This window comes from Halococcoides cellulosivorans (assembly GCF_003058365.1).
Taxonomy (GTDB): domain Archaea; phylum Halobacteriota; class Halobacteria; order Halobacteriales; family Haloarculaceae; genus Halococcoides; species Halococcoides cellulosivorans.
Genome location: NZ_CP028858.1, coordinates 1077705 through 1094429, shown reverse-complemented (window position 1 = coordinate 1094429; position 16725 = coordinate 1077705). Strand labels below are relative to the sequence as shown.

General features: G+C 67.3%; 16 protein-coding genes and 1 other RNA gene. 9 read left to right on the top strand and 8 right to left on the bottom strand.

Going from position 1 to position 16725, the window contains the following annotated elements:
* Positions 1 to 40: 40 nt before the first annotated feature.
* The 3 genes from HARCEL1_RS05290 to nreA are packed head-to-tail and all read left to right on the top strand — an operon-like array spanning position 41 to position 4121.
* Complete coding sequence (locus tag HARCEL1_RS05290) at positions 41 to 880, top strand: DUF4013 domain-containing protein (protein WP_108381529.1); 840 nt, start codon at positions 41 to 43, stop codon at positions 878 to 880.
* 48 nt (positions 881 to 928) lie between these two features.
* A complete protein-coding gene (locus HARCEL1_RS05285; protein ID WP_108381528.1) occupies positions 929 to 2785 on the top strand; it encodes a PINc/VapC family ATPase in 1857 nt (618 codons plus the stop codon).
* 52 nt (positions 2786 to 2837) lie between these two features.
* The gene (gene nreA / locus HARCEL1_RS05280; protein ID WP_108381527.1) at positions 2838 to 4121 is read left to right on the top strand and encodes a DNA repair protein NreA; all 1284 of its coding nucleotides are present in this window, start codon (positions 2838 to 2840) and stop codon (positions 4119 to 4121) included.
* Here the strand turns inward: nreA and HARCEL1_RS05275 are convergent.
* Positions 4118 to 4300, bottom strand: a complete 183-nt coding sequence (locus HARCEL1_RS05275; RefSeq protein WP_108381526.1) for a DUF7554 family protein — start codon at positions 4298 to 4300, stop codon at positions 4118 to 4120. The two genes, nreA and HARCEL1_RS05275, sit on opposite strands and share 4 nt — an antisense overlap.
* 77 nt (positions 4301 to 4377) lie before the next feature.
* On the opposite strand from HARCEL1_RS05275, the gene HARCEL1_RS05270 reads away from it, so the two are divergent.
* The gene (locus HARCEL1_RS05270) at positions 4378 to 4872 is read left to right on the top strand and encodes a 2'-5' RNA ligase family protein (protein WP_108381525.1); all 495 of its coding nucleotides are present in this window, start codon (positions 4378 to 4380) and stop codon (positions 4870 to 4872) included.
* 40 nt (positions 4873 to 4912) lie between these two features.
* On the opposite strand, the gene HARCEL1_RS05265 is transcribed toward HARCEL1_RS05270, so the two are convergent.
* On the bottom strand, positions 4913 to 6085 hold the full coding sequence (locus HARCEL1_RS05265) for a CBS domain-containing protein (protein ID WP_108381524.1): 1173 nt from the start codon (positions 6083 to 6085) through the stop codon (positions 4913 to 4915).
* A gap of 95 nt (positions 6086 to 6180) precedes the next feature.
* Positions 6181 to 6771 (bottom strand): hypothetical protein, encoded by a 591-nt coding sequence (locus tag HARCEL1_RS05260; protein WP_159077031.1) that lies wholly within the window; start codon positions 6769 to 6771, stop codon positions 6181 to 6183.
* A gap of 267 nt (positions 6772 to 7038) precedes the next feature.
* Between HARCEL1_RS05260 and HARCEL1_RS05255 the strand changes: the two genes are divergently transcribed.
* Positions 7039 to 8115 carry a hypothetical protein gene (locus HARCEL1_RS05255; protein WP_108381522.1) on the top strand — a complete coding sequence of 359 codons (1077 nt, stop codon included), beginning with the start codon at positions 7039 to 7041 and terminating at the stop codon, positions 8113 to 8115.
* Here the strand turns inward: HARCEL1_RS05255 and HARCEL1_RS05250 are convergent.
* Entirely contained in the window at positions 8100 to 9080 is a 981-nt protein-coding gene (locus HARCEL1_RS05250) for a transcription initiation factor IIB (protein WP_108381521.1), read from the bottom strand. The two genes, HARCEL1_RS05255 and HARCEL1_RS05250, sit on opposite strands and share 16 nt — an antisense overlap.
* 127 nt (positions 9081 to 9207) lie before the next feature.
* Between HARCEL1_RS05250 and HARCEL1_RS05245 the strand changes: the two genes are divergently transcribed.
* On the top strand, positions 9208 to 10008 hold the full coding sequence (locus HARCEL1_RS05245; RefSeq protein ID WP_233357415.1) for a TrmB family transcriptional regulator: 801 nt from the start codon (positions 9208 to 9210) through the stop codon (positions 10006 to 10008).
* A gap of 25 nt (positions 10009 to 10033) precedes the next feature.
* Here the strand turns inward: HARCEL1_RS05245 and HARCEL1_RS05240 are convergent, their stop codons facing one another.
* Positions 10034 to 10714, bottom strand: a complete 681-nt coding sequence (locus tag HARCEL1_RS05240; RefSeq protein ID WP_108381519.1) for a hypothetical protein — start codon at positions 10712 to 10714, stop codon at positions 10034 to 10036.
* 70 nt (positions 10715 to 10784) lie between these two features.
* Between HARCEL1_RS05240 and rnpB the strand changes: the two genes are divergently transcribed.
* The 3 genes from rnpB (at position 10785) to HARCEL1_RS05225 (ending at position 13472) form a co-directional block, all read left to right on the top strand.
* Positions 10785 to 11178: RNase P RNA component (rnpB, locus tag HARCEL1_RS05235), an RNA gene on the top strand.
* A 185-nt stretch (positions 11179 to 11363) separates the two neighbouring features.
* Complete coding sequence (locus HARCEL1_RS05230; protein ID WP_108381518.1) at positions 11364 to 12575, top strand: hypothetical protein; 1212 nt, start codon at positions 11364 to 11366, stop codon at positions 12573 to 12575.
* Positions 12576 to 12584: 9 nt separating this feature from the next.
* Positions 12585 to 13472, top strand: coding sequence for a hypothetical protein (locus HARCEL1_RS05225; RefSeq protein WP_108381517.1), 888 nt, complete (start codon positions 12585 to 12587; stop codon positions 13470 to 13472).
* A 4-nt stretch (positions 13473 to 13476) separates the two neighbouring features.
* Here HARCEL1_RS05225 and HARCEL1_RS05220 read toward each other — a convergent pair whose 3' ends face one another.
* The 3 genes from HARCEL1_RS05220 to HARCEL1_RS05210 all read right to left on the bottom strand — a co-directional run bounded on the left by HARCEL1_RS05220 (position 13477) and on the right by HARCEL1_RS05210 (position 16606).
* On the bottom strand, positions 13477 to 13881 hold the full coding sequence (locus tag HARCEL1_RS05220; RefSeq protein WP_108381516.1) for an HVO_A0114 family putative DNA-binding protein: 405 nt from the start codon (positions 13879 to 13881) through the stop codon (positions 13477 to 13479).
* Between the two features lie 75 nt (positions 13882 to 13956).
* Entirely contained in the window at positions 13957 to 14937 is a 981-nt protein-coding gene (ahbB, locus tag HARCEL1_RS05215; protein ID WP_108381515.1) for a siroheme decarboxylase subunit beta, read from the bottom strand.
* A 61-nt stretch (positions 14938 to 14998) separates the two neighbouring features.
* Positions 14999 to 16606 (bottom strand): PKD domain-containing protein, encoded by a 1608-nt coding sequence (locus tag HARCEL1_RS05210; protein WP_108381514.1) that lies wholly within the window; start codon positions 16604 to 16606, stop codon positions 14999 to 15001.
* Positions 16607 to 16725 lie beyond the last annotated feature (119 nt).

The following is a 16725-nucleotide window of genomic DNA, read 5'->3' as shown; positions in this document are numbered from 1 at the left end:
TTTCGAAGGCCCTTTGTACCGAATATTATAGAGACGAGATATGGTCGACCTCGAAGCGGCGGTGCGATATCCGACACGCAAAGACGATTGGCTCTCGACGGTCGCTGCCGGCGGGGGACTCCTGTTCGGCAGTCAGGCGCTCACGCTGATCGGGAGCATCATGTCGATGTTCCTCCTCGTGTTCGCGGTGGTCGTCCAGCCACTGGTCACGCTCGTGGGCCTCCTCGTCGCGCTCCCGGTGTTCGGGTACTACGTCGACGTGCTCCGGTCGACACTCGACGGAGCGGACGCACCGCCGACGTTCGCGGACCTCAGCGCCCGACTCAAAGACGGCCTCGCAGTGATCGCGATCACGATCGCGTACCTGATCCCGCTGGTCGTGATCGCCGCCGCGTCGCTCGTCCTCGGGATGGTCGTCTCGTCGGTGGCAAACGACCAGGGCCTGCTTTTGCTCGTCGTCGCACTGCTCGGCGTCCCGATCGGTGGCCTCTACGCCGTCCTGTCCTGGTATCTGCTCCCCATCTCGGTCGCACTGTACGTTCGAGACGGCCTGTCGGGAACGATGGCCGTCGGTCGGTACCGCTCGATCGCGACCGATCGACGCTACGCCGTCCGGTGGCTCGTCGCGTTCGCCGCCTGGGTGATCGGCGGACTGATGGCCCAATGGCTGCTCGTCTTCGTCGTCGGCTTCTTCGTTCTCTTTTATACCCAGGTCGTCGCCGTCCGACAGGTCGGCCTCGGCGTCCGCGCGGCGATCGACGACGATGACACCGAGACCACAGGTGAACCGGAGAGCGACGAACCGACCGAGGAGTCACCGGGGACGCCGGAGGACCCCGACGAATCGCCCGACGACGCCGGTGACTCGTCACCAGCCTGATCGGGGTCGCGTCCACGGCCTTTTCAGTCCGCCCGACGCAGACCCAGCATGGAGATCGTTCCGGACACGAGCGTGATCGTCGACGGGCAGGTTACGACGGCGATCGCTGACGACAAATTTGTGGGTGCCGACGTTCTCGTTCACGAGGCCGTCCTGGGCGAACTCGAAGCGCAAGCCAACGACGGGCGGCGCACGGGTGCCGACGGCCTCGACGAACTGCAGTCGTTGCGACGACTCGCTGATGCCGGCGACATCGACCTCGAATTCGCGGGCGAGCGAGCGAGTCCCGCCGAGCGCGCGAACGCCGCGGCGGGCGCGATCGACGCAGCGATTCGAGACCTGGCTGGCGAGCGCGACGCCACGCTCGTCACGAGCGACGACGTCCAGCGTGACGTCGCCGCCGCGCGCGGCATCGACGTCACATTGCTCGATCCCGATCCGCGGGGCCACGACGAGTTGGCGATCGAGCAGTTCTTCGACGACCAGACGATGAGCGTCCACCTCCGGGTGGGGGCCCAGCCACGCGCCAAGCGCGGATCGGTCGGTGAGATGGCCTACGAGCCGATCGCTGACGCGGAGAGTACCGAGGCGGAACTCCAGCGATACGCCCGCGAGATCGAGACGGCCGCCGCGGCTCGGGCCGACGGGTTCGTCGAGATCGACGAACCGGGCATGACGATCGTCCAGTTGGGCACCGACCGGATCGCGATCGCCCGCCCGCCGTTCGCCGACGGCATGGAGATCACGGCCGTCCGCCCGATCGTCGAGACGAGTCTCGACGACTACGCTCACGCCGACGACTTGCGCGAACGCCTCCAGGACGGCCAGCGCGGCGTCCTCATCGCGGGCGCGCCCGGCGCTGGCAAGTCGACGTTCGCCCAGGCCGTCGCGACGATGCTCGCGGACGCGGGTCACGCCGTCAAGACCATGGAGAAACCCCGCGACCTCCAGGTCGACGAGCGCATCAGCCAGTACACCGCGCTCGCGGGATCGATGGAGACCACCGCCGACGCCCTGTTGATGGTCCGGCCCGACTACACCATCTACGACGAAGTGCGCACCACCGACGACGTGGAGGTATTCGCGGACATGCGCCTGGCGGGCGTCGGCATGATCGGCGTCGTCCACGCGACCCGTGGGGTCGACGCGCTCCAGCGGTTGATCGGTCGGGTCGAACTCGGACTGATCCCGCAGGTCGTCGACACCGTGATCTACATCGAGGCGGGCGAAGTCGCCCAGGTGTACGACGTCTCCACCGAGGTCAAGGTTCCGAAGGGCCTGATGGAAGCCGATCTCGCCCGTCCGGTCGTGATGGTCGAGGACTTCGAGACCGGCGAGCCAGCCTTCGAGATCTACTCGTTCAATCGCCAGGTCGTGACGGTGCCACTCGACGGCGCGGCCGACGAGTCGGGCGTCGAAGGCATCGCGCGCGAGCAACTCACCAGCGAGATCCGCTCGATCGCGAACGGACGCGTCGACGTGGAGTTACAGGGCCCCAACAGCGCGGTCGTCTACGTCGAGGATCGTGACATCTCACAGGTCATCGGCAAGAACGGCGATCGGATCGGCGCGGTCGAGGACCGCCTGGGCCTGGAGATCGATGTCCGGACGTTCGAGGACCGCGAGGACGACGCGCCGACGGCACCGGACGCGGGGTCGAGCGGGAGCGCCGACGGGCCGACTGCCGGGCGGATCGTCACGCCCGACGTTACCTCCCGACACGTGATCGTCCCCGCCGACGACTTCGCGGGCGAGACCGTCGAGGTCCGGGCTGGCGACGAATACCTCTTTACGGCGACGGTCTCCAGGAGTGGCGAAGTCCAGGTCTCGCGCGGGAGCGCGATCGCTGAAGAACTCGAACGTGCGATCGACCGCGGCCGGCAGGTCACGATCGTGCCGAGTTGACGGACCGATGCGACCTGATGGTTCAAGGGTATCGACGCGGTAGTTTCGATCGATGCGACTCGACGAGTACCTCGACGGGGTCGATCGGGACGACGAGGCCGAGCGACGCCGCCTCGCTGAGGAAAAGTCCTACGCGATCGTCGATCACCTCGACGACGTCGAGCGCCAGTTCGAGCAGTCTGTCTCGGGTGGCGATCTCTACGGGTCGACCGCCCCCGAGATCTTCGTCGGGCGATCCTCCTACCCAGAAGTCTCGACGGGGGTGCTCTCGCCGGTCGATCCCGACGCCGACGCCGCGGGCTTCGCGACGAGTGGCGACTGGTACGATCGCGGCCTCCAGATCGAGGGCGTCCTCGAACGCCGGACCGGCCTCCTGAACGCCCAACGGTCGGCCCGGGTCAACGTCGAAGACGTCTGGGACGGGTTCGTCGGCACCCAACGCGAGGTCGCGATCGCAGACCACCCCGTCGACGTGGAGGTCGGCCTCTCCGAAACCCCCGAGTTCGACCTCTCGGTCGACGACGTCGCGACGCCGACGGGCCCGCGCGCGAGTGCGACCGACGCGACGCTCGGGGAGAACCCCCACGTCCCACGCGCGGTCGAGAAGACGCTGAGTGACGACGAGTGGCGTGCCGAGGGCGCGATGACGTATCTGTATCGCCGGGGGTTCGACGTCTACGACGTCAACACCATCCTCTCGGCGGGCGCACTCGGGCGCGGGCCGAACCGACGGCTCGTGCCCACCCGATGGTCGATCACCGCCGTCGACGATGCGGTGGGGAAGTACCTCCGTGGGACGACCCGGAGCGCGGACACGATCGACGAGGTCGAGGTCTGGCACAACGACTACATGGGCAATCGCTACTGGATCGTGCTCTCGCCCGGCACCTGGGAGTTCGAACTCGTCGAGATGAAAGCGCCCGACAGCGTCTGGAACCCGACCGGCGAAACGCACTATCTCGCGAGTGCCCACGAAGGACAGAATGGGCGGACGGGCTACGTCGAGGAGACCGCGGGCGCATACTACGCCGCCCGACTCGGCGTCCTCGAACACCTCTCCGAGCGCGATCGGCAGGCGAAGTGTCTCGTGCTCCGGGAAGTCACCGACGCGTACTGGGCGCCCGTCGGGGTCTGGCAGGTTCGCGAGGGCGTCCGCCACGCCTTCGACGACCCCGCGGGCGTGCCCGACTCGATGCAGGGGCGGCCCGGCAACTCGGAGACGTTCGCGAGCGCGATCGACCGACTCGTCCAGCGCGAACTCCCGATCTCGCGGGGGGCGCTCCGCCGGAAGTCCACGCTCGTCGCGGGCCGGCAATCGGGACTGAGTGACTTCTAGAGGAAGCGATCGTAGACGAACAGCGCGATCGCGACCAGGACGAGCAGGCCGATCACGGGACGCAACGGCCCGAGTAGCCAGCCGATCCAGCCCATCAGTTCCGAGAGGATCTCCACGACGATCCACACCGCCACCAGCCCCAGCACCACCGTCAGCATGGTCTTCAGATCGATGTCCATACCTGATCTGGGTCGGCCGCACTCAAATCGGTTGTGTCGTCCGACGGGTTTTCACCGCCGGCCAATCTGGATCGTGCGTGTTCAGTCTGAACGTCCCGATCCCCAGCGCGGTGAACCGAATTGCGGACGAACTCGCCCGCGAGGCCCCGCCGGCGACCGTCCGCCCGCATGCGGATCGCACTCTCGTTCTCAAACGGCTGGGCGCGCAAAGCGACGCGGCCCGACTCTCCGCTCGCGCCCGCGAGGCGCTCGCCGGCCAGCCTCCGGTCGCCGCACGGGTCGCGGGACTGGTCGTCTTCGAGGACCCGCCCGCCGGGCCCGCCCCCGTCGTCGCGCTGTCGGTCGAGAGTCCCGGACTCGTCGCGCTCCACGAGCAGTTGTGTGAGTATTTCGACCCCGCCGAGGGCATCGAGGAAGAAGCCTATCGCCCGCACGTGACCGTCGCTCGCGGCGCAGGGGCCGAGCGAGTCCGCTCGGCGTCGATCGATACACACCGCTGGTCGATCGAGGAGTTACAGTTCTACGACGCGAATCGGCACACCCCGGCAGGACGAATCGATCTTCCCGCCTGAATACTGCGGCAGGACCGCTGGCCACAGCCAGCAGACCGACTCAGACTCGCTGGCCCGCGAGCGTCGTCTCCGGACTCGTCCACCCGCTCGACTGGATCACGTCGAACGCGGTCATGAGATCCGAGCGCGTGATCAGCCCGCGGAACTCGTCGTCCTCGTAGACCAGAAGACGGCCCACGTTCCGGCTCTGGAGCCGGGTGAGCGCCGACATGGCGTCCTCGCCGGGCGCGATCGTCTCCAGATCGGTCGTCATGACCTCCCGGACGGTAAACGCCTCGCGTTCGACCTCTCGGACCGCGCGGGCGTCGTCGAGTGTGACGATCCCGAGGATCCGGTCGCCCTCGACGACGGGATAGCCCGTGTGGCGCTCTCGAACCATCCGATCGACGAGGTCCGCGACCGTCGCCTCGGCGTCGACCGTCGCAATCCGGTCGGCGGGCGTCATCACGTCCCGGACCTCGACGCCCTCGAAGGCCGCTTTCATCACCGTCATCTGGGCTTCACCGGCCGCGCCGAGATAGATGAAGAATGCGATCGCGACCAAGAAGAGATTCCCCAGCACGAACAGGCCGAGGAGGCCGAGCACGACCGCGAACATCTTCCCGACACGAGCGGCGATCTGGGTGGCCTGGGCGTACGGGCGTGTTCGGGCGAGGAGGGCACGCAGGACGCGCCCGCCGTCCATCGGGAATCCAGGGAGGAGGTTGAACGCCGCGAGCACGAGGTTCATGAGGGCGAGATAGCCCAACACGAACGCGATCGAGGCGGTGATCGTCCCCGAGACGGGCACGATCGGGAGGGCGAGAAAGGCGAGTCCCGCGATCGCGAGGCTCACCGCGGGGCCCGCGAGCGCGACCGCGAGTTCCTGACTCCAGTGTTCGGGCATCTCTTCGAGTTTCGCGATCCCGCCGAAGATCCAGAGCGTGATCGACTCGATGGGGTAGCCGTAGTGCATCGCGACCAGCGAGTGCCCGAGTTCGTGAGCGACGACGCCAGCGAACAGGCCGATCGCGGCGACCGTTCCCAGAATCCACGGCGTCAGGCCCGCTTCGAGGGTCTCGGCGGCGAGGCTGACGCCCATCGCGTCGATGATCTCCACCCAGTTGCCGACCTCCGAGCCGATGAGCCAGGCCAGCAATGGGAGGACGAGTACGAACGTGATGTCGAGACGGATCGGGATCCCGAAGGCCCGACCGATCGTCAAGCGTGGCATACGCACTCTATCGTCGGAGAACACAAAAACGCCCGGAGACCAGCGATCACGTCGCGACGAACACCCGTCAGGCCAGACGAGACGCCGCTGACAGCTTAGGCCCAGGTGATCTCCCAGGCCGCCCGTTCACCGTGGTCGGTCGGGACCCGTTCGGTCCGGACGGACGTGTTCGCGTCGGTCAGTCGGTTCACCGCGCCGCGGACGATGCCCCCGGCCATCACGTCGGGGAACGGATACCGGTCGGTGATGGCGACCCGGGCGGTGGCCGGGTCGACGAACGTGACGTCGTACCCGCCCGCCGGGTCCGTGGCGGCCGGTCCCGATTCGTCGGCGTCCGGTGAGATTCGACAGCTCTCTCGGTGGCGGTCGTCGAGACGTTCGAGAGCGGCATGGGGGCTGTCGACCGACGCCGGGACGGGCAGATCGAGCCCCATCTTCTCGGCGCCGCGACTCAGCGTCCGTTCGCCCATCGAGGCAGCGATGTTCTGAAACACGCCCGCGACGTCCTCGATCGGATAGTAGGCCTCTCGATCGACGTCCTCGATCCCTTTCGCGGCGAGTACGTCCTGTGTCCGCCGTCTGAGCGCTGGCAAGACGTCCTCGGTGCTCTGAAGAAAGTGCTGGAGATATCGGCCCTGTGCCTCGGCGTCGGGGTGGTGCTGGATCGGGTCGAATTCAGTCGACATCATACCTCCGAAGAGCAGCGAACCCCTCCTATAATTAATTATAAATTACCGAACAAACGTGCGTTGGTCCATTGAACCACGTCATAAAATCGACCGGTCCAAACGGCTAAATTTATGGACGGAGCCGAGACGACCGCATCGACCCTGAACTCGTCCGGCTCGTGACGGATAGCAGATGCTTTCGACGAAGAAGAGAGTCAGATTCCCGTATTTGTTATCATTATATATACCATAATTACCTATTGTAGTGATTGGATTATCAGATGTATGTCTTTCGACCCCGACATCGAGACCAGAAGCGATGCGATCGCCGTCGAAGCGCCGAGCGTCCGGCAGGTCACGGCGACCGACACGACGCCGACGTTCGACGTCGGCTACGACGATCGCGTCGGCCGTCGACTCCGCCGGACGATCGAAGAGACATCGCTGCCGGCGGCTGTTGAGAGGATCTTCGATGGGCTGGACGTCGGTGGGCGCCGCCCGTTCGTCTGGCAGTGGATCTATTACGTCTGTGGTGACGTGCTGACGCTCCCCGAGGTCCCCGCCGATCGGCGCGATGCGGTCCAGGAGACGCGTTTTTTCGCCGCCGCGTTCACGACACTCGTGGACGACATCGCTGAGAGAGACGGCGACGGACGTGCGTTCTGGGAACTCGCTCGCGCGACGATGCCCGGCCAGTCACCCGACGAGAGGGTCCTCTCGGAGGCGAGCGACGCCGTCCGGGCGGCCGAGCGCGCACTCACGGGCTTTCTGGAGCGATTCGAGGCCGCACCGAACGGGCCAGCGCTGCGAGCGCCGGTGTCGTTCGATCTCCGGGCCAGTCTGGTCGCGATGGACCACGCTCGGGTGGCCGCCGAGTCACCAGGATTGTACAACCGCGCCGACGGCTGGGCGTACGAGACCACCGCGATCGGCGCGCTGCCCTTCTTCCACGTCGATCTGGCGTACGGCCCGTCGATCGACGCCGCCGAGTACCGGCGATTTCGGGAACTCGTGACCGAGTGCGAGCGCCTCTGGCGGATCGGCAACTGGGTGACGACCTGGCGGCGCGAACTCGCTGAGGGAGATTTTTCGGCGGCGATCTTCCGAGAGGCGATCCGCCACGGCGTCGTCGAGTATGCGGAGCTGCTGGCGGCGGACGGCGACGACGAGCGACGAGCGATCGCCGACCGGATCGCCGCGAGTGGGATTCCAGCCGGGTTCGCCCGAGACTTCAGAGAGCGGCGTGACCGCCTTCGCGAGGCCGAACACGGCCTCTCGACGTACGATCCGGCGGGCCCGATCGACGCGATGGAGGCACTCGTCCGCACGCACCTCGCGATCGAGGATTATCGGCGCGACTGATCGCGAGCGTCGAGTAACTCGCTGTACCGATCGCGGATCGTCACCGCGCTCACGTCTGCGGCGTCCGCGATCCGCTGTTGAGTGAGACGATCGCCCACCAGCAGCGACGCGGCGTAGATCGCGCCCGCGGCGAGACCGGTCGGGTCCTTGCCGCTGTGGACGCCCCGCTCTTTGGCGGCGTCGAGCAGTTCGCGGGCCCGCCGTTCGATGTCCTCGTCGGCGTCCAGCGCGGAGATGTATCGTGGGAGGTACGCGGTGGGATCGGCGGGCGCGACACCGAGATCGAGTTCGCGAGCGAGATACCGATACGCCCGGGCGTACTCGACGCGTGGGACGCGACTCACGGGTTCGAACTCGTCGAGGCTGCGTGGCGTGTTCGCCCGCCGCGCGGCGGCATACAGCGCGGCGGTCGCCATCGCCTCGATCGACCGCCCGGGGAGGAGGTCCTCGTCGAGCGCGCGACGATAGATCACGCCCGCGGTCTCGCGAACGTCCTCGGGGAGTCCGACGGCGGCGGCCATGCGATCGATCTCACCGAGCGCCTGTTTGAGATTGCGATCTTTCGCATCGCGCGTGCGAAACCGCTCGTCCCACACGCGCAGGCGGCGCATCTGGGAGCGCTTCTCTGGAGAGAGCGTCGCTCCGCTGGAATCCACGTCGGCCCACCCGATCGTCGTCGAGAGACCCTCGTCGTGGAGGAGTTTCGTCGTCGGGGCGCCGACACGCGATCGCTCGTCGCGTTCGGCCGCCGAAAACGCCCGCCACTCCGGGCCGTGGTCGATGCGGTCGGTCTCGATCACCGCACCACAGTCGGTACAGACGCGGTCGACGTCGCCGTCGGGGACGACCTCGCCACCACACTCCGGACACTCGGTGCGCTGGGCGGGCCGGGCATCCCGACGCTGTTCGTCCGTGCGTGCTTCGCCCGTCGCGCCGTCGTCGGGTCGCGTGTCGACTCGTGACATGAGGAAGTCGCGTACGACGAATTAGCGACCCACGAGTATAAGTCTTACTTCAGTTTTTTACTGGAGTAGAAACAGACTTCGATCCCCGAGACGAACGGTTATTGCCCGGCAGATCGAACGGCACGGCGTGACGACGTCCGAGGACGCCGACACGATCGAAGCCGCCGTCGACCTGCTGGAACGGTTCGAGTTCACCGAGTACGAGGCCCGATCGTTCGTGGCCCTCTGTCGGATCGGTCAGGGGTCGGCCCGCGACGTCGACGAGGTCTCACAGGTCCCTCGGGCACGCGTGTACGGCTGTATGGAAGCGCTGGCCGAGCGCGGGGTCGTCGACGTCCAGGAGGGCTCACCCCGAACCTTCCGCGCGGTCGACCACGACGAGGCCATCGCGACGATCGAGCGCCGGACGACTCGACAGCTGGATCAGTTGCACGCGCGACTGGCAGCGCTGTCGGCCCCGGAACGGGGGTCCGAGAGCGGTGACGTCTGGGTGCTCGAAGGCGTCGCGCCGGTTGCCGACCGTCTGGAGGGCCTGATCGGTGCGGCCGAGGCCGAGGTGTTGCTCGCCCTGGCCGATCCGTCGCTGTTGACCGACGACCTCCGGGCGGCGATCACCGACGCCGACGCACGCGAAGTCGAGATGCTGGCCGCCTCACCGAGTGAGGAGATCCGCGCGGCGCTTCGCCGGGCCGCGCCGCATGCGACCGTGCTCGAAACCTGGACCTGGTGGGAAGAGGTGCCGATCCAGCAGGGCGCGATCTCAGCGATCGCTCTCCTCGACGGCAGCGCCTTGCTCGCAAGCACGCGCCTCCACGCGGCGGGCGCGTCCGACGACCACCGCGCGGTCTGGACCGACGGCGGAGCGGTTCCGATCGTCGGCATGATGCGGCCCCTCCTCGAATCGGGGCTGCGTCGCTCCGAGGGGTAACGACCGATCGCGACGAGAGTGACCGTCAGGCGTGCCGATCGTGAACGACGAGCATCTGGACGACCAGCAGCGACCCCACAGGCGCCAGGATCGCCCCGACGAGTGACGGCCCCCAGCCACCGACCGGGGCCCCGCCAGTGAACGCGACCACATCGATCGACCAGAAATACAGCGTCGGAACGACGACCGCCCACGCGACCGACCGTCGACGGGCCCAGACGATCCGCCAGTCGACGGCCCACTGAACCCCCAGGAGTGGCCCGGCCCAGACCAGCGTCGCGCCGAGAGCAGGGTCGACGCGGACGGCCACCGCGACACCGACGGCCGCGATCGCGAGGCCGGCGACTGTGCCCCACGCGCGGTCGGTGCGAGCGACGGCGGGCCGGGCCTCGACGCGGCCGATCCGCCAGACGAGCAGGCCCACGAGGAGTGCGCTCGCCGCGACGACCGCGAGCGCGGCGATCGGAACGGGTCCGACACGACCAATGGGGGCTGGATCGACGGTCGAAACGGTGCGGGCGCCGAGCCAGGCCAACAGCGGCAGCGCCAGGACGGGGGCGAGTCCGGCGACGGCGAACGTCGCCACGAGACAGTCTCGACGCGGGGGGCGGCGTGCGGTTTGGACGACGAGCACCGCGATCGGGACGGCGAGCGCGACGGCGACGGCGGTCCAGTCTGCGATCACGCTCGGGGCATCGACGGCCATCGTGAAAACCGCTGGCGTTCGGGGCGGGCGTGACCGAACGCTTAACGGGCGGGCCCGCCGAGGTTCGAGTGGCAGCGGGAGTCCGGCTCCCGTGCCCTCAGGGCACGAGGAAAGTCCCCCCACCGTGCGGGCAGGCGACCGGGCCCACGCCCGGGACGGGCGACCGCCGGCACTCGAACAGAAACGAGACCGCGCGGCCCGACCAACGAGGTGTGCGACCCCCACGCGATGAAGGTCTGCGGCCCGCCGTCGCAAGGCACGCGGGTCGAAGGCCGGTCAAGCACGGGGAAGACCCCACCGAGGGCCGACGGCCGCGAACGGATGGAACGGCGACCCTCGCCGGTGCAAGTCCGCGCGACAGGTAGTCCGACACCACCGCCACACGGCGAGCACCCTCACGGGTGACGGCGCGGACGCTCAGCCGAATGCCGGATCGAACAGAAGGGGGCTTACTCCCCGCAGCCACGAAGACCGACCAGCGACGCGATTGGGTCGCCCGGGAGACAGACCCACAGTGTGTGGGGTCTGGTTTCTTAACAGATTCGGACCACTAGTCGACGGGGCCGTTCGGGATGGGACAGGGATCCTCACGACGGTACATACTCGACGGATCGGCCGATCGGGCCACAGACGGCCCCCAGGAGCCACCATGACCCAGCCAGACACACGGACCGTCTTCGCCGGAGTGGACACGAGATCGAACGCCGAGATACCGGACTGGTACGATTCAGACCCCGATCCGGTCCCGTTCAGTCGGGCGGTCCGAACGGTGAGCCGATCCATCGACACCGACCGGTTCGATCCGATCGACGCGTATTCGCCGATCTACGAGTTGTGCCACCGGGCCGGCGTCGACGGGCGACGGCTGGGCGAGATTACCTTCGGCGAGATTCGGACCTACCGATCGGCCGATCGAGTACAGGTCGATATCCTCTTCGACGGTCTGGAGGCGACCCTCTCCCGGGACGAACCGGTCACGATGGGCCTGTCGACCCGATTCGAGGACGAGACAGTCAGCGCCGACGGGTTCGCACAGGACATCACCTGCACGAATTCGATGCGACAGCTCACCGAGCGATCAGAACTGACCAGGCCGAGTCGGGACAGCCTCGAATCGTGGTGGAGGGCGCATCTCCAGGAGATGGAGCTCGTCAGTTCGAGACTCGGCAACGCGATCGAGGCCGCTCAGGAGATCGAGACCGTGGTCGAGCCAGAGTTGGTGCCCACGCTGTACGAGTCGATCGGGTGGCCGCCCTCACTCGCCACCAGCGCGGCCGAACGGGTCATCGCAGAGACCGACAGCGAATCCGTCGATCGGGAGGTAGACACCGAACTGGACGAGTCGAAGTTCTTGCCGGATTCAGACGACGAAGACGGTGCTGGGCCAGACGACGAAGACGGTGCTGGGCCAGACGCTGAGGGCGGTGCTGGGCCAGACGCTGAGGGCGGTGCTGGGCCAGACGACGAAGACGATGCTGGGCCAGACGCTGAGGGTGGTGCTGGGCCAGACGACAACGCCGGATCAGACGCCGAGCCCACGACCGGATCACAGGACACAGAGACCGACGGCATGGCGATCGATCTGTGGACGCTGTACTCGGGCGGGACGTACGCGCTGACCCACGAGCACCCGGGCTCGGAAGGGGCGACCTTCGACGAGCACGTCCGCCTGCTCAACCAGTTGCTGGTCGCCCCCGGTCAGGCGATCGACCTGCTGGAGTCCGACGGGACGACACCCCGGACGGTCGAGGCACCGACGCTTCCCACGACGCTGCTCACCCGGACGGGCGATCCCGCCACGACGCGCAGTCGGTCGATTCGCACGACCGCTGCCCGCACGGGCCGCGGTTTCGATCGGTAGAGTGCACTCATGACTCAGACCACAGATCGAACGGTCTTCGCAGGTGTCACCGGCACTCGGGCGGTGCCCGCGTGGTACGGCAATCCAGACGAGGTCCAGTCGCTGTCGACTGCCGTCGATGCGGTCTCGGAACACACTGTCGGCTCCCCCAAACGGTCACGAATGTCGGCCAAAGCGGCATTCGATCCGTTGGTCGACCTGCTTCGGTCGATCGAGATCGATGGACGCTCACTGAGACGGCGGGCGTTCGGCGAACTTCGCACGTCGTCGAGCACGGGACGTGTCGCTGTTGACGTGCTGTTCGAGGGTGTCACCGTCGCCCACCAGGGTGATCCGCTGGCGATCGGCGTCTCCGGTCGTCTCGAACGAGGCTCACGGCCGCGGCTGCTGATCGAAGGGGTCGCCCAGGACACCAGTTGTCGAAACTCGATGCGACAGCTCACCGAGCGGACCGAGCAAACCGACGGTAGACCTACCGCCGTTCGAGAGACCTGGGCCGACGAACTCCACGCACTCGGGACCCTCGACGACGACCTCGGGGCGGCCGTCGCGACCGCTCACGCGACCACCATCGAGACACCCACGTCGGTCCGGGCAGTCTACGAGTCCATCGGCCTGCCCGCCCGGGTGGCGACAGTCGCCGCTCGACGGGTCGCACAGGCCCACGACCCCTCCGGCGAGGTCGACGCCTGGACGCTGTACTCCGGGGCGACGTACGCGTTGACACACGGGCCTGTTCGAGCCGACACCGATCAGTTCGACGCGTGGGTCGACGCCGCGAACGCACTACTCGTCAAGCCGCGAGCGACACTCGACCGGGCAGATACCGGTCCGGCGGACCAGTTTCGGATCGACCACACCATCCGAGACACGATCGGCGACCCGACCGAGTGGTGAGCAGTCAGGCAGTCACGTCCTCGGCCCCAGACGTCTCACTCGTCAGCGGCAGGTCGATATCGATCGCGTCGTACCAGACGACCGGTCGTTTCGAGGCGCCCTCCTCGTGCAGTTCGAGCAGGTGGAGCCCTTCGAGTTCCGTGACAGTCTCGTGGACCTGACTCACGTCACGATCGACGAGACGGGCCGTCTCACGAATGCTCGCTGGGTCGTGGTGGACGATCGTCCGGAGGAGTTCGACCGATCGTGGGCGCGTGACGCGATGGAGGTCGTCCGGATCGTCGAAGATCACCTCGTAGTGGGGATCGGAATCCTCACCCCGGTCGATCGCCGCGAGCGTCGATTCCAGGGTACTTCCCTCGCGATACCGGACGTGAAGCGTGGTCGTGTCGTCACCAGTCGGTGCCATGATCGGACAATTCGGTATCGGAGCGCGTGAGTGTTGTGGATACGGTCAACACTCGTCGCTCAGCGATGCGTCCGATCAGAGTCGCGCGCCCGACTGGCCGTAGCGCGTGACAGTCTCCAGGCGCTCGAATGCGTGGCCAATGGCATCCTCCAATCGATCGATCGCGCGGTCGCGCGCCGCGGGCGTTCGCGCGTGAATCATCGTAAACAGCGAATAGGGCCAGTCGCGCTCCGGACGAGCGGGACGGGCGTACACCTTCGTGACGCCGTCGACTTGCGCAGCGGCCCGGCCCGCCCGGTCGAGGTCGCTATCCGGCACCGCCCACGCGACCATCGCCGTCGCATCGTAGCCCGTCGCGTGGTGGCTGACGACCAGGCCCGTCCGGCGGACGAAGCCCGCCGTCTGGAGCGCGCCGAGCGTTTCGACGACGGCGTCGCGGTCGCGATCCAGGCGGTCAGCGACCCGCTCGTACGGTCGGGGCGCGATCGGGAGGCCGTCCTGGAGCGCGGCGAGCAGGCGGCGATCCGCGGGATCGATCGACCGGTTGGGCGTCGCCGGCGGGCGATCGCGGGTCGCGGGCAGTGGCTCGCGATCGAGGACCGGAAACGCCAGATCGTGGGCGTAGACCGCGTCGGCCGGCAGATCGAGCGGCTCGATCCCGGTCTGCGTGGCGACGCCAGCGAGGTGGGCGTCGAGTGCCGCCCGGTCGCCCGCGGTGAGCACGATCCACAGCGAATAGCGATGGTCGCGCCGATAGGCGTGCGTAATGGGGTCGCGAGCGGCGACCTGCCGGCCGACCCGATCGACCGCCTGGTCGGGCACGGCCAGCGCGGCGAGCGTTGAGGCCCCGACGTGACGGGTCGCGATCGCGGGCCCGATTCGCCTGATCACGCCCGCCCGCTGGAGGTCCGTCAGCGCAGATCGGACCGCGTCGGGCGTGGCGTCGAGGGCGGAGGCCATCCGCTCGTACGGTCGCCCCGCGATCGGCACGCCACGGCGGTAGCTCGCGAGCAGATCGGTCTGGAGGCCGTCGATCGCGTCACGCCAGTCGGTCACGGCGGCGATTCGATCTGAGAGCGTAAAATCGGTCGGCCCGCTCCAATCGTCTGAGAACCGATCAGACGACGTCGATCGTCACGCTGTCGGTCGTCCACTCACCGGTGCTGCCGGACTGGGTGTCGAGCGTGACGGTGTAGCTCCCGGCCTCGTCGTAGGCGTGCGCAATGTGCCAGGATCCCGAGTCGGTCGTGCCGTCACCCAGGTCCCACTCGATGCCGGTCAGCCAGGACTCGTTGGCGTCGAGTTCGAGATAGACCGTCTCACCGACGTCCACGGTCGTCGCGCTCGGGGCGATTTCGCCGTACGGGTCCGTCGAGGAGTCAGATGTGGAATCGCCGGACGTCGAGTCGTCGGACGTGGTCTCTTCGGTGGTCGTCGTCTCCTCGTCGGTGGTCGTCTCCTCGTCGGTCGTGGTCTCCTCGGTAGGGCTGCCCCCGTCACCGACGACGACGGTCACGGTGTCGACGCTCGTACTGCCATCGTTGGCGGTCGCCGTGAGTTCGACGACGTACTCGCCGGCACTCGCGTAGCTGTGGCCGGCGTGCCACCCCGTACCTGTCGCGCCGTCCCCGAGGTCCCACGCGAGATCGGTGATCCAGCGTCCGTTGCCGCTGGTGTCCTCGATGTGGAAATCGACGTACTCTCCGACAGCGGGCGTCGTCGTGCTCGGATCGATCACTGCGATCGCGTCGCTGGAGGCATCGGTCGTCGAGTCGTCGGCCGAGTCGTCGGTCGTGGTCTCCGCTTCGGTCGTGGGATCCTCTTCGGTCGTCGTGGTCGACTCCTCGGTCGTCGAACTCGTCGATCCGCCGGGCCCGCTGGTGTAGGTCGCGCCGTTGACGGTCACGTCGAACTGGTTGTAGGTGACCTCGCCACTCGCGCCGCCCCAGTACTCGTTGCCGAGTTCGAAGCCAGTGATCAGGAGGTCTTCGCTGATGCCCTCGTTGGCGCTCAAGTAGTCGACGATCTCGGCCATGTCGATCTTGCCGCCGTCGTGGCCGCCCTCGATGCGGAAGATGTAGAAGTCGGCGCTCGTCCCGCCTTCCTCGTAGACCGTCCACAGCGAGACGGTGTTGCCGAACTGGTCGGTCCAGGCCTCGGGATCCTGGACGGTCCCGTGATCGTGCCCGCCGCCCCAGTCGAGCAGGAGCATGATCTCGTACTGGTGGGTCTCGGGATTCACTGTGGGGTCGTCCGTACAGAGCCACCACTCCTCGGCCCAGTCCCACTCGCCGCCACCGATCGACAGGTCGGCGTCGACCTCCATCACGAGGTCGTCAACGTCGCCCCGTCGGAGCGGGAACTCCGGGACGCCCGTGTCGTCGCCCCACGGGCGCGTCCCGGTGAACACTTCGGGGTAGTTGATCCCGCCACTGGTCGTCGAGGCGTCGAAGTCGTACCCGTAGGTGCCGTCGTCGTTCAGCCAGATGCACTGGTCGGCGTCGTCCATCCCCCAGCGGTTGTCCATCAGCGTGAACGTGTTCGACACGTCGATCGTGCCGTAGTCGCTGTTACAGACCTGATCGGCCCCGCTGACGGTCGCGGCGCTCCCGAGTGTCAGTGCACCGGCCGCTGCGACGCCCCCTTTGAGGAAGTGCCGTCGTGTGTAGTTGTCCGCGTCGATACCTCTCGGTACGTCTGATCGCGTCTGATTGTCCCCTGTCATCGTTCTCCCCCGCGGTCGCCCCGCGTATTCCAACTTTGGGGAGGACCGGGTAAAATTATTGTGTAAAAATTCATCGTCTCGGAGCGTCGATTTTGGGTCGTTCAGCGGCCTCTCACCAG

Excerpts from the sequence above, each read along its gene's own strand:
- HARCEL1_RS05290 (WP_108381529.1), top strand. The coding sequence starts at position 41 with ATGGTCGACCTCGAAGCGGCGGTGCGATATCCGACACGCAAAGACGAT.
- HARCEL1_RS05285 (WP_108381528.1), top strand. The coding sequence starts at position 929 with ATGGAGATCGTTCCGGACACGAGCGTGATCGTCGACGGGCAGGTTACG.
- nreA (WP_108381527.1), top strand. The coding sequence starts at position 2,838 with ATGCGACTCGACGAGTACCTCGACGGGGTCGATCGGGACGACGAGGCC.
- HARCEL1_RS05275 (WP_108381526.1), bottom strand. The coding sequence starts at position 4,300 with ATGGACATCGATCTGAAGACCATGCTGACGGTGGTGCTGGGGCTGGTG.
- HARCEL1_RS05265 (WP_108381524.1), bottom strand. The coding sequence starts at position 6,085 with ATGCCACGCTTGACGATCGGTCGGGCCTTCGGGATCCCGATCCGTCTC.
- HARCEL1_RS05260 (WP_159077031.1), bottom strand. The coding sequence starts at position 6,771 with ATGTCGACTGAATTCGACCCGATCCAGCACCACCCCGACGCCGAGGCA.
- HARCEL1_RS05255 (WP_108381522.1), top strand. The coding sequence starts at position 7,039 with ATGTCTTTCGACCCCGACATCGAGACCAGAAGCGATGCGATCGCCGTC.
- HARCEL1_RS05250 (WP_108381521.1), bottom strand. The coding sequence starts at position 9,080 with ATGTCACGAGTCGACACGCGACCCGACGACGGCGCGACGGGCGAAGCA.
- HARCEL1_RS05240 (WP_108381519.1), bottom strand. The coding sequence starts at position 10,714 with ATGGCCGTCGATGCCCCGAGCGTGATCGCAGACTGGACCGCCGTCGCC.
- HARCEL1_RS05230 (WP_108381518.1), top strand. The coding sequence starts at position 11,364 with ATGACCCAGCCAGACACACGGACCGTCTTCGCCGGAGTGGACACGAGA.
- HARCEL1_RS05225 (WP_108381517.1), top strand. The coding sequence starts at position 12,585 with ATGACTCAGACCACAGATCGAACGGTCTTCGCAGGTGTCACCGGCACT.
- HARCEL1_RS05220 (WP_108381516.1), bottom strand. The coding sequence starts at position 13,881 with ATGGCACCGACTGGTGACGACACGACCACGCTTCACGTCCGGTATCGC.
- HARCEL1_RS05210 (WP_108381514.1), bottom strand. The coding sequence starts at position 16,606 with ATGACAGGGGACAATCAGACGCGATCAGACGTACCGAGAGGTATCGAC.